Raw genomic sequence first — 11,977 nt, forward strand, 5'->3', positions numbered from 1 at the left:
GTAACCGCCCGATTGCTACCGCCTGCCAGCCATCGTCGTGATGGCCTAAGACACGTGTTTAACGACGTCGTTAGCGACGTGTCTTAGGTGGAGATTGCGATGCGCGTTGAGATTCTTGGGCAGGAACGGCGGCGTCGATGGCGCGATGATGAGAAGCTCGCGATTGTGATGTCGGTTGAGGTTGCCGGAACCACCATCACCGAAGTTGCTCATCAGCACGATATTACGCGACAGCAGATTTACGCTTGGCGTAGCGAGTTGAAAAAGAAGGGGCTGCTCTCGACGTCTGCGAATGCATTGTTCGTTCCCGTCGACATGAATGCCGTGCAGGCCGATGTCCCCGAAGACAAGAAGAACTGCTGCGGGACGATCGAACTGCGATTGAGCTGCGGCCGCACCCTTCGCTTTGGGAGCGCGGTGGACACTGGCGCCCTGACGAAGCTTATCCGGGCGGTGGAAGCAGCATGATCGGGCCTGGGACCGGCGTTCGGGTCTATCTTGCGTGCGGGATCACGGACATGCGCAAAGGAATAGAAGGCCTGGCTGCGCTTGCGCAGGATATCCTGCGCCAGAAGCCGACGAGCGGTGCGGTCTTTGCCTTTCGCGGCAAACGTGGCGATCGTTTGAAGCTGCTGTATTTTGATGGCCAGGGCTTCTGCCTGTATTACAAGATCTTGCAGAAAGGGCGGTTCCCATGGCCTTCTGCGGCCGACGGGGCAGCCCGGCTTACGTCTGCCCAACTGGCGATGTTGTGGGAAGGGATCGATTGGCGTCGTCCTGATTGGGGGGCACCACCGGCCCGTGTCGGGTGATTTTATCCCACTGAAACCACTGGTTTTTATGGCAATTTCTCCTAGCGTGTGGTAGTCAGGATCATGTCTCGCGCGACGACAAATCTTCCGGACGATCCAGCCTTTCTCAAGGCAATGATTGCCGCTTTGCTGGCGGAAAATGCGAAGATGTCGGCCACATTGCAAGCGCATGACCAGTTAATCCAAACACTGCGGCTGCGCATCGCCAAGCTGAAGAAACAGGTCTTCGGCAAGTCGTCTGAGAAGATTGAGCGTGAAATCGAGCAGTTGGAACTGGCGCTTGAGGATCTGTTGATCGCCGCCGCTGAGGCCATTACTGCCCCAATCGATGAAGTTGATGAGGCGGCGTCGACAGTGCCCCTGGCGGATCCGTCCGAAAAGACCATGCGCCGACGCCCCCGCGTGTCGGACACGGCGGTCCGCGAGCGCCGAGAACTCGATCCCGGCTCCTGCTGCCCGGATTGCGGAGGAGAGTTGCGTCTTGTCGGCGAGGACACCAGCGAAATCCTCGATATGATCGCCGCGCAGATGAAAGTCATCGAGGTTGCTCGGTTGAAGAAGTCCTGCCGCTGCTGCGAGAAGATGGTGCAGGTGGCAGCACCCAGCCGTCCGATCCCGGGCAGCATGGCCGGCGCTAGGCTCTTGGCGTACATTCTGGTCTCGAAGTTCGACGACCATTTGCCGCTATACCGTCTGAACGAGATTTTTGCCCGCATGGGTGCCGACATTCCCGACAGCACGATGGTCGATTGGTGTGGTCGTGCGATGCAGGTGCTTCAGCCTCTCATCGAGCGGATCGAAACGGCGATCATGGCAAGTGATCTCCTTCATGCTGACGACACGCCAATCCGGGTGCTGGATCGCTCGCTGCGAGACAAGGGATTGGGCAAAGGCGTGAAGAAGGGCAGGCTCTGGACGTATGTTCGCGATCAACGTCCCTGGTCTGGCGCTTCCCCGCCCGGTGCAGTCTACTATTTTGCTCCTGACTGGAAAGAAGAGCACGTTCATCTTCACCTCAGGCAATCAAGCGGCATCCTTCAGGCTGACGGCTACAAAGGATACGGCAAGCTGTACTCACCTGGAGAGAATGGAACGTCTCGCTTTAAAGAGGCGGCCTGCTGGGCCCATTGGCGACGAGACTTCCACGACATCTGGACATCAAACAAGTCAGAGATCGCACGGGAGGCTCTCGATCGTATTGGTGCTCTTTATGACATAGAGCGTGGCATCAACGGCCAGCCTCCTGATATCCGTCTTGCCGCGCGTCAGGTCCAGAGCAAGCCCAAGGTCGATGCATTCCGCCACTGGGCTGAAGCTCAACTAACCCGCATTCCAGGCAAAGGCGATCTGGCGACAGCTTTCCGATACGGTTTGAGCCGCTGGGCTTCGCTCTGCCTGTTCCTCGAAGACGGTCGCGTTGCGATCGACAACAATGCCGCTGAGCGGGCCCTGCGTCCGATAGGCGTTGGAAGACGCAACTGGCTCTTTGCGGGAGCCGACACGGGAGCGGAAACGTTGGCACGCGCCATGACGATCATCGAGACGGCCAAGATGAATGGTCTTGACCCGCAAGCCTATCTGGCTGACGTGCTCGATCGTATCCACGATCACAAGATCAATCGGTTAGACGAATTGCTTCCGTGGAACTGGTCGGAGATCACCACAATCGACGCAAAGGCAGCGTGATGGCGACAGTTACCCACGTCCGTACGATCAAATTTGTTGCCGAAATCCTCGAAGAGGACGTGGAGCTTCTTCAGGCCATCGTCTCCAACGATGATAATCTAAGCTACGGCAGCATCATCTCCGTCTACACCGGGGACGATGAATCCATGACCGCACTGACGGACGACGGTATGGAAGAGCTGGAGCAGATGCTCTCCCACGCTCGCCGCTCAACCGACGAGTGGAACGACTTCCTCGACAGCTTTGTCGACGACAAAGAACTCATCGCCCGCATCAAAGCGAAATCTCCGCGGTAACAATCGGCCGGTTACCTTCGATGCGCCGAATCCCACGAGGCTGCCGACGAAGGCCTGGATCTCGGGCCGACCAACGCCGACATGCGGCGCGTAGCGCTTGGCTTGGACATAGATGCGATCAAGACCGAGGCGGTCCTCGTCGATCACGCCGTCGATACCGCCATCACCGGTCTTACCAAGGCGACGGGCAGCATCCTCATGGCTACCGCCGTAGCCCATTCCAACCAGTAGATCGACGATGGCGCGCTCGAAGAAAGCAGGACTCTGCGCCAGGACGCGTTGCAGTAGGTCCGCTTTCAGGGCCTGATGCAGGACGGATTGTGCGGCATCGATCCGCTCCTCGGGTGTGGCGGAGGTCGTAGCATCGATGACCTCGCCGGAGCCTATTGCCGCCGTATCCGGGCTGCCGGAGCCGGAATTGCTGGAGGAATAAAATTCGACAAAAGCAGGATAGGCTTTCAAGGTATCCACGTCGATGGAACCAGGGTTAGTTGCAAGCAGCTTGCGCCCCATCTCGCTTGCCGCGAACCGACCTCGCGCTGGACTGTCGATCAAGCCGGCTTTGGCCATGTAGAATTTTGCCCAGTGAAGGCGGTTATTCAGCACACGCTGTCGCCCGCTGGGCAACATTTCTTCCCGCTCCTGAGCGGAAAGGCCTAACTGGTCGGCCAATTTGTCCGCCGCCTCCGGCACACGCGTTTCGCCCTCTGCGGCGAGCCTTAGGACCGGAAGCATGAGGGACTGGTAGTCGGGAATAGCCATGATTTCATCCAAGGTCAGAAGGTGGCGCGACGACCGCGTTTCGGCTTCAGCGCGACGACACGTTCCTCACGGATGCGCATTAGAAGCTTCTCCGCTGGCTCGTCATCCGGGTCCCGCGGCACCAGCTCACCCCGAAAGGCTTTGGCGAGAATAGCCGATTCCAGACGGTCGAGCAGTTTTCGGGCGCGGTCTGCCTCGGCTTCGAGACGGTCTGCGCGGGCGAAGTTGCGATCCATGTGGGTAACGACGTCTTTGACCTGATCGTCCAACGGGAGCCAGATTGGAACGTTCCGCACCGTCGAGCCGCTTATTTTTGGCATGTTGCCGGCCGTGCCTGTGGCGTGGTCTCGGAAGTATTGGCGTACGGCAGGAGAACGTAGCTGGTACCAAACCAGCTTGGTTATGTGCTGATCCGGTATTCTGACACGCATCATGAGGTCCGGGTAGATGAAGGTTTTACCTGGGCCAGTATAAATCGCCGCAGCTCCGACATGCTCAAGCGCATTTGCTCGCTGAATTAACAGGTCGCCAGGCTCCAGCCAAAGATTGGAATTACCAGGAACGATCTCATAGATTCGCTTGACAGCGGCAGCATCCGTTCTCAGATACCCACTTGTAGTCGCCGTCAATTTCAGCGTCAGCGTGCCGCTGGCATCCGATCCGCTTTTAGGTGACCAGCCATTCGTTGGCCCGGCTGATAAAAGCGTTTCCAAAGAAACCTTTTTCCAGCTTTTGGCACGGCTGCTTATTAATTCCTCAACGGTGCGCTCTCGAATCTTCTGAGTCAGTCCCGGCACCCGATCCAGCTCGGTGCGGGCACGGGCAATACGGGCGGTCAGCGCGTCCAGCTTTCCAACGATCCTGCATTGTTCGGCGATGGGTGGCAAATCAATTGGTACGCTCGCCAACATATCTTTTGAGATAACGCCTTGAGCAGTCCCGGTTGAAGCCTTCCGCAAGGTAGAAATTTCGGATTGGAGGCGCGCGAACAAAAATTCAGTTCTTGTAGCTTTCGACGGACGTATAGCTGCAACAGACCTGCCAATTGCGCAGTCAGCCCCTAAGTTGAGCTTACCCGCTGTAGCCCCGACCACACATATCAAAACATCTTCAGCCGCCGCGAACTTCATAGGCTGCGTTGTCCACTCTCTGATTATCGGTCGCTGCGGGCCAAATTCACCGGCCTTGACAAACGGGGTGCCTTCGCCAATGTGATTGCAAGCCCTTCCTGGAGGTGCGTGCCCCATAATGAAATCAGCGATTTCACCTAAAACCGTATTGACCCACCCGCTCGGCAAACTCATTCCGCCGCCTCTGGCATCTCGACGTCGACATCTGCCTCCAGCTCCACCATTAGCGCCGCAATCTCCTCCAATGCCGATTTCAGATGTCCCTCGATGGTGAGCGCAATATCCTCCGGTGTCTCCAGCCCGTCCTCCGCTTCCGTGCTGGTCTCCTTCAACCAGGTAATATTGAGATCATCGCCACGGCTGGCAACCTCCTCGCGTGTAAAACAGCGAAAGCGGCCAGCTTCGCCCTCATCCTTGCGCGGGGAGCCCCCGGTCGGGTCTTCACCAAAAGCTTGCGCAAAGGCTTCAAGGTCGGACGCCTTGAAAGAATTGGTCTTCCCATAGGAGCGCGCACCGGAGCGTGCATCGTAAATCCACACCGCCTTTGTCGCGTCTTCCATCGGCGCTTCCTCGGTAGCGCGGGTGAAGAACAGCACATTGGTCTTTACGCCTTGCGCATAAAAAATTCCGGTCGGCAGACGCAGGATAGTGTGCAGATTGCACCGGCTCATCAGCATTCGGCGCAGTTCCCTCCCACGACCATCATCGAACAGCACGTTGTCCGGCACAACGACCGCAGCGCGGCCACCGAGCCTTAGCGCGCGGATGCAGTGTTCGACGAAAGGCAGCTGATAGGACGAAACGCGATCAGTAATCGTCAGGTCATCGCGAGTCGGCGGCCCGCCTGCCGGGCCAAACGGTGGATTGGTGAGGATGAGGTGGGCGTTCTTGAACTTTGTCTCCGACCCCCGTGGGCTCAATGTATCGGCAAGATCGATATGGTCCGGGTCGATGGCGTGCAGATGCAGATTCATTAGCAACAGGCGAAAGGTATCAGGCACATTCTCCACGCCACGCAGCGCATCGCGCAGCTGAAAAGCCTGCTGCTTGGGCGACAGCGCAAAGTAATCGTCTGTCGCCGCCTTCATGAAACTATTTGCGGCGATAAGAAATCCACCCGTCCCTGCCGCCGGATCCTGAATAACCTCGCCCGGCTGCGGCTTCATGAGGTCCACCATGACGTCGATCAGCACGCGTGGCGTGAAATATTGCCCCGCTCCGCGTTTGGTCTCCTCAGCCATCTTCTGGAGCAAGCCTTCGTAGGCGTCGCCAAAACGGTCGCGCTCCTCGCTGAACCAGTGCAGCCCATCGATGGCATCGATCAGCTTGCGGAGGTTGGCAGGCTCACGAACGATGGTCGCAGCATTCTGGAAGATCGCTACTACGGAACGGTCGGCGATCTTGGTACCGTCGCCGAGATCGATCAGCGCCTGCCGATAGCGCTGCAACACCTCAGTTTCGCTGGCCGATTTCAGCGCTCCCCAGCGATATTGTTCCGGGATGCGGCTCTCGTCCTTCTGTTCGGAGGCCATCTTCAAGAACAGGAGATAGGTCAGCTCAGTCACATATTGCTGGTAGGTGACACCGTCCTTGCGCAGCAAAGCACACAGACGCCAGAGTTTGTTCACTAGATCGGCAGAGGGGTTCATGGCAACACTTTCGTCAGGCAACCTGGCCGCCATCCCAGATGGCGGCATTCAAATCCTTGAGCACATCTCCTAGACCGGATTCGAACTCCCGGTCCACCACATCGAATCCACCTGCCTGTGCGAAAAGCGGTTCAGAAAGAATTTCAGGGTCGCTAATCGGCTGCGCCTTCAAAGCGCGACCGATGCGTCCGAGCCATTGTTTTTGCTTCTGCGTCCAAACACGACTTGCCAAGATTTTTTGCACGCCGTTCTCAACCCGTGTCTCATAGGGAACAAGGGGATCACCGAGTGCCGCCTGACGCACGAAACCGATAATATGGGCGGCGATGTCAGCATTTCGGGCGCTGCCATAGGCACGCCGAAGGCTTGCCTCCGAAAAGCCCTCGGCATCCAGGCGGATAGCCAGCTCCTTCAGTTCCTTACGTGTCAGCTCGCGTGGGCGTTGAGTAGCAGCGACCATCGCGGGAATAGCATTCATGTTGTTACGGACGAAAGTCTCAAAGCTTTCGATGTAATCAGCAGGGCTTGCCTTGCCACCAAAGTCGTCCTCAACCGAGATTAGTTCATCCTCGTGCTCGGAAATATAAATGCCGTCCCGCCGTCCGACATTACGAGGCGTGTCGAGAATGGTCGTCAGGGACGGGTGTTGCTGGAAGAGAGCTGCCGTTTCGGCGGGCGGCGCGATCTTCAGACGTTCGATAAGCGGCTCCAGCGGACCGAGTACTGCCTCCAGCGTTTCTCGTTGCTCGTCTACCAAGCGTTTCAGGCGCTGACGCAGTTTCACGACGATTTGGTCGCGGACGAATGCACGGTCTTCCTCGGTCGTGGCACGACCCAGGTCCCCGATAAGCGTTGCGAAACTCAAAGTCGGATCGACCACGACCGGTCGCATGTCCGTCACTTCCTGAAGGTTCGCATAGATATCGACGGCGTCGAAAATGCGGAAATATTCCTTGCCGATCTCATCGCATTTGCGAGTCGCTCGGCCGATCATCTGATCGTAGAGAATGCGGCTGTTGACGCGGCGAACGAAGACGAGATTGGTGATCGCGGGCACATCGATACCGGTCGAAAGGAGATCGACGGTGACGACGTATTTCGGGCGCGGATCATTCTTAAACGCCTTGATACGATCTCCTGGTTTGTCAACTGAGCCCGTGATCTTTTCGACGAGGTCATGCGGTTGGGGACCATACTCTTCAATCAGCGCGGCGCGCAGCTCTTCCACGAGTATGTCGGCGTGGTCGTCGCGAGCCGCAAAAAGGAGGGTTTTGCCCGGTTGGTCCGGCGGGCACTCCGCCGCAACTGCAGCCGCGACTGCTCGGTTGAATGTGCGGGTGTAGACCTTCTTGTTGAATTCGGCGACTTCGAAATCGACCTGATCGTCGAGATCAAATAGATCGACCTGTCCGGTACGAGGATCAATGATGTTGACCTCTTCGCCCTTATCAAAGCTGATACCCGTCTGACTGAGAGCCGTCGTAATACGACGCGGCGGACGGTGGTCGATCAGGTAGCCATCGATCACAGCTTGGCGATAGCCGTACCTAAAGATCGGTGCACCGAAAATCTCGCGAGTGTGGAACGCAGGCGTGGCCGTCAGCGCGATCTTCGTGGAGTCGAAATAATCGAGCACGCGCCGATAGGCGGAGAGATAATCATCGAGATTGCGGAAGCCGAGATCATCCTCGCGAAGTTCTGCATCCAACGTATATCCCCGATGAGCTTCATCAACGATGATTAGATCATAGGTACCGGGTGTTGGACGTTCGGAGGTCGGATCATCAAAAATTCGACGGATCATCGCCTGCACAGTCGCCACCTGCACGCGATCCGTCGCCTCCGGAAACTTGCGCGCCATGTCGGCAACCGGGAAGACCTGATCAAATTTCAGGAACCCATTGGTATCCGTCGTACTCATTGCGTCGAGCGTTTGGCGTCCAAGCGCGTTGCGGTCAACAAGAAAGAGAATACGACGAAAACGCTTGGCCCGTAGAAGTTCATACATGAGCGCAATGGCAAGGCGCGTCTTGCCCGTTCCCGTCGCCATGGCAAGGAGGATGTGATCCTGGTGCCGTCCGATCGCTTCCTCAACAGCACGGATCGCCTCTTGCTGATAAGGACGGAGGCCTGTGACGCCAATCTCTCGATCCTCGAAGCCAGGCGTTTCATCACCAACCCTTTGCTCAAGACGTTCGATGAGATCGCGCGGCGAGAACCACTCCGCCAGCGCTCTTGGCGCTGATTTCGTTCGGGCATCCCAAAACCATGTGCCGGATTTGGTGGCGAGTTGTTTGACATACGGACGACCGTTAGTCACGAACATGAAGGGCACGCGAAACTGATCGAGGCCATCAATCCATGGGCCGCCATGAAGTAGTTCGTCTGACGAGAGCTTGATGCCGAGACTATAGCGTTTGGCTTGGCCCAGACGTCCAGGGACATCTCGGATTTGCCGTTTGGCCTCTATTACGCCCACACAACGGCGGTTGATGAACAGCGCGTAATCGACCGGGCCGCTCTCCGTCGGCCACTCGGCAATCGCGACTGCTTCAGCGTCACCCGGGCGCGTTCCGTTTCCATAGCGCAACAGCGCTGTATCGACCTTCCAACCAGCAGCTCGCAGCTGTTCGTCAATGAGAACGCGAGTGGTTGCCTCATCGATCTCGATCTGGTCCGCGCTTCTCGCAGCAGCTTCAGCCAGAAGATCCAACTGCTGAATAGACATCGCCGAGGCACGAGCCTGCAATTCGGCTAGTGTCCGTTCTGTTTCTCTTAAAGCCTCTTCAATTTCCAAAGCCTGAGCTTCCCAGAAAGCTCGGTCCCGCGCTTCAGCGGCCGCCCTTCCCTCCAGTTCAAGGCGTGCCTCCTCGGCTTCCTGGGCAGTCAATCGTGCCTTAGCTTCTGCGTCAGTGCTTGCGATGACCACTGCACGCAAACGCTCGATCTCTTGGAGCAAGCCAAGGCTAGCATCCGTAGGTGGAGATGGAGGCACAAAAGGGCCGGGCCGAAAAGACGGCGCATTTCCATAGGATTGATAGAACCAAGCACCGACAGCTCGCGCAACTTTCAAACCCGTGAGGGCATCACTTCTGGTGCCATGATCCTCATGAGCAGCCAGATTGCCTGCCCGCTTCAAATGGTAGAATAGGTCGGCAATCTCTTGGCGGAGTACGGATCGCGTACGTAAGATGCGCAATATCTCATCGAAAGACATCTTGTTATTGGTTAGCAAAGCTTGGCGAGCAGCCACTTCCTTTGCAATTAGTTCAGCAAACTGACGCAACTTGACAAGCGCGGTTGGCGGATCGTCATGAAAATAGCGCTCGGCCAACTGGCCCAGCTTGGCCAATTGCGGGTTAGATTCTGAAAGAAATGAAAAGTTTCCAGCGTCTTCCGTCATGGGGACAGCAATGCTTTTCCATTGAGCCAATTTCAATTTCTAATGGCAATCTATTGCAATCTTTGAGAGCCGATCAAGTGCAATTGCGCATCCCCAGCGGCCGCGAAGATCTGGCTGCGAGGACGGCCGACTATTCCGGTTACCATACGGTTACCGTTACGCTAGTTCACGCCGTTGGGCCACGGTATGCCGCAGTGCAATCTAACCGTTATTTATAAATGCTAGCGACCACCTCGAAAATGATGAAAACATCACCCTTGTGAATTAGTGTGAACTGCGTTACACCCACTCGCATTAAGGGAATTCTAAAATTTATTGCTTGCCAAGGTTGGGGTCGAGGGTTCGAATCCCTTCGCCCGCTCCAGTTTTCCTCAGAAATGAGTTTTCGATGGGCAGGCCGGCAACGGCCTTCATCTTTTTCCGCAGCAGGCTGCAGCCGAAGTGCCGCGTTGACGATGCTTATCGCGACACTCGACCATGACCGGCATTCCGCGAATCGGAGCGGTCAGTTACAGTCGGAATTCTCCGGGTCTCAAATCAGTCTCAATTGACGTTCAGTGCTCCACATCAACCTGATGGACGGAACGCGGTATTGCTCGCATGAGAAGAAAGACGCCCCTGCTGATTGCGATGCTGTCGTTTTTGCCCGTGCCGGCGCTCGCCCATCCGCATATCTTCATCGACGCAAAATTCGAAGTCGTGGCGGCGCCCGATGGCTCCATCAGCGAGCTGCGCAATGTCTGGAGCTTCGATGAGGTGTTTTCCTCGTCGGTTTTGATGGACTATGACAAGGCCGGCAGCCAGGCGCTGAATGCAAGCGAGCTTAAGGCTGTTGGCAAGACGGTCAGGGATTCGCTTGCACAGTATGGCTACTATACGAACGTCACCAGCAACGGCAAAGCGGTGCCGATGGCCAAGCCAGATGCCATCCAGGCCGATTACAAGAACGGCTCGCTGATCCTCACCTTCTCGCTGAAGCCTGAGCAGAAGACCTTCCTCAAGGGCACCACGACCTTCGGGATTTACGACAAGACGCTCTATACCGCGGTCGATTTCGCGACCGACAGCGACATGACCAGTTCGGGAACCGCCCTGGGCCGCTGCAAGCGCAAAGTGATCAGGCCTAACCCCAAGGAAGTCATGGCGGAAAACCAGGCAGCACTGACCAGCATGTTCTTCAGCGATCCAAAGGGCACGGACTATTCACTGCTGGTGGCAACGCGGCTGGAAGTTCAGTGCTAATCTAGCCCCACAGCCTGTCCGCGCTCTGACGCCTCCGTCACTCCGACGGCGAAGAATCGGCCCCTGCCGGGCTGTCAGTGCCTCGTGAGAGCGATATGAAGCGCCGGGCGAGGATCCAGCAGCCGAGCGCCCAGGTCGCTCCGGCGCACCAGCCGCCGAGCACATCGGTCGGATAATGTACGCCGAGATAGACGCGGCTCATGCCGATCAGCAGGGTCAGCAGAATACCGGTCGCGACGACAAAGATGCGTGTCGATCGATAGTGGCGCGTGCCGGAAATAAGTGTGGCCAGTGTCAGATAGGTAACTGCCGACACCATCGCATGGCCGCTTGGAAAACTCAGATCATTCACGTCGACCAGATGCGGCACGATATCCGGCCTCGGCCGCGCGACGCTGAGCTTCAGCAGCGAGCTCAGCGCCCATCCGCCGAGCACCGAGGCAAGCACGAAGATGGCGATCGCGCGCCGGCGGTCCAGCAGCAGGTAGATCGTCACCAACACCGTCATCATCGCAAGCACGGTGGTCCCACCGAGGCTTGTGATGTCCTTGACGGCATGGGTGAGCCACCCCGGCCCTATCGGAACGGACAGATCGCCCGGCTGGCGAAGCGCCAGCAATATGGCCTCGTCAAATCTCTTGGTGCTTCCTTCGAGAACCTCGCCCGTGAGGTAGACGAACAGGAAAACGCCACCCGAAAGAGCAGCAAACATGGAGAGCAGTAACGGCTCGTAACGGCTCAGCCGTGCCATAATGCCTGCGTTGCGAGATCCCTGATCCTTCATGCCTTCGCCTGTCTGCCTGGTCGCCGCTTCCGCGAGCGGAAAGGATCCGCCGTCGCTCGGAGTCCTGTCCGAAATGAGGACAATCGCTATCTAGTGATAAAAACAGCGCAATCCAACCGCAGCGAACGAACAATCGGCTTGTGCCGGATGCAAGGTTTCAGGTTCATGAAATGTTACGCCCTTATTCTCATCCGCACCCTTTGCGATCATTGA

At 57.2% G+C, this 11,977-nt stretch carries 10 protein-coding genes; 5 read left to right on the forward strand and 5 right to left on the reverse strand.

Going from position 1 to position 11,977, the window contains the following annotated elements:
• The first annotated feature begins 87 nt into the window (after nucleotides 1-87).
• The 4 genes from tnpA (at nucleotide 88) to GA0061102_RS28430 (ending at nucleotide 2,794) form a co-directional block, all read left to right on the forward strand.
• A complete protein-coding gene (gene tnpA, locus GA0061102_RS28415) occupies nucleotides 88-468 on the forward strand; it encodes an IS66-like element accessory protein TnpA (RefSeq protein WP_245298060.1) in 381 nt (126 codons plus the stop codon).
• The gene (gene tnpB / locus GA0061102_RS28420; protein ID WP_092852025.1) at nucleotides 465-812 is read left to right on the forward strand and encodes an IS66 family insertion sequence element accessory protein TnpB; all 348 of its coding nucleotides are present in this window, start codon (nucleotides 465-467) and stop codon (nucleotides 810-812) included. The genes tnpA and tnpB overlap by 4 nt, the downstream gene beginning before the upstream one ends.
• A 63-nt stretch (nucleotides 813-875) precedes the next feature.
• The gene (tnpC, locus tag GA0061102_RS28425) at nucleotides 876-2,498 is read left to right on the forward strand and encodes an IS66 family transposase (RefSeq protein ID WP_092852023.1); all 1,623 of its coding nucleotides are present in this window, start codon (nucleotides 876-878) and stop codon (nucleotides 2,496-2,498) included.
• Entirely contained in the window at nucleotides 2,498-2,794 is a 297-nt protein-coding gene (locus tag GA0061102_RS28430) for a hypothetical protein (protein WP_092852021.1), read from the forward strand. The genes tnpC and GA0061102_RS28430 overlap by 1 nt, the downstream gene beginning before the upstream one ends.
• Here GA0061102_RS28430 and GA0061102_RS28435 read toward each other — a convergent pair.
• Genes GA0061102_RS28435 through hsdR form a run of 4 tightly spaced genes read right to left on the reverse strand, consistent with a single transcriptional unit; the run spans nucleotide 2,708 to nucleotide 9,738 of the window.
• The gene (locus GA0061102_RS28435) at nucleotides 2,708-3,556 is read right to left on the reverse strand and encodes a restriction endonuclease (protein WP_092855529.1); all 849 of its coding nucleotides are present in this window, start codon (nucleotides 3,554-3,556) and stop codon (nucleotides 2,708-2,710) included. The two genes, GA0061102_RS28430 and GA0061102_RS28435, sit on opposite strands and share 87 nt — an antisense overlap.
• A 14-nt stretch (nucleotides 3,557-3,570) precedes the next feature.
• On the reverse strand, nucleotides 3,571-4,860 hold the full coding sequence (locus tag GA0061102_RS28440) for a restriction endonuclease subunit S (RefSeq protein WP_092855467.1): 1,290 nt from the start codon (nucleotides 4,858-4,860) through the stop codon (nucleotides 3,571-3,573).
• Nucleotides 4,857-6,335, reverse strand: a complete 1,479-nt coding sequence (locus GA0061102_RS28445) for a class I SAM-dependent DNA methyltransferase (RefSeq protein WP_092855531.1) — start codon at nucleotides 6,333-6,335, stop codon at nucleotides 4,857-4,859. The genes GA0061102_RS28440 and GA0061102_RS28445 overlap by 4 nt, the downstream gene beginning before the upstream one ends.
• A gap of 13 nt (nucleotides 6,336-6,348) precedes the next feature.
• Nucleotides 6,349-9,738, reverse strand: coding sequence for a type I restriction-modification system endonuclease (gene hsdR, locus GA0061102_RS28450; RefSeq protein ID WP_092855469.1), 3,390 nt, complete (start codon nucleotides 9,736-9,738; stop codon nucleotides 6,349-6,351).
• A gap of 600 nt (nucleotides 9,739-10,338) precedes the next feature.
• Here hsdR and GA0061102_RS28455 point away from each other — a divergent pair.
• Nucleotides 10,339-10,980: a DUF1007 family protein gene (locus GA0061102_RS28455; protein WP_092855471.1), complete on the forward strand. Its 642-nt coding sequence runs from the start codon at nucleotides 10,339-10,341 to the stop codon at nucleotides 10,978-10,980.
• Between the two features lie 37 nt (nucleotides 10,981-11,017).
• On the opposite strand, the gene GA0061102_RS28460 is transcribed toward GA0061102_RS28455, so the two are convergent.
• Complete coding sequence (locus tag GA0061102_RS28460) at nucleotides 11,018-11,764, reverse strand: phosphatase PAP2 family protein (RefSeq protein WP_092855473.1); 747 nt, start codon at nucleotides 11,762-11,764, stop codon at nucleotides 11,018-11,020.
• Nucleotides 11,765-11,977: the final 213 nt, after the last annotated feature.

This window comes from Martinezella miluonensis, assembly GCF_900094545.1.
In the GTDB taxonomy this organism is placed as follows: Bacteria; Pseudomonadota; Alphaproteobacteria; order Rhizobiales; family Rhizobiaceae; genus Rhizobium; species Rhizobium miluonense.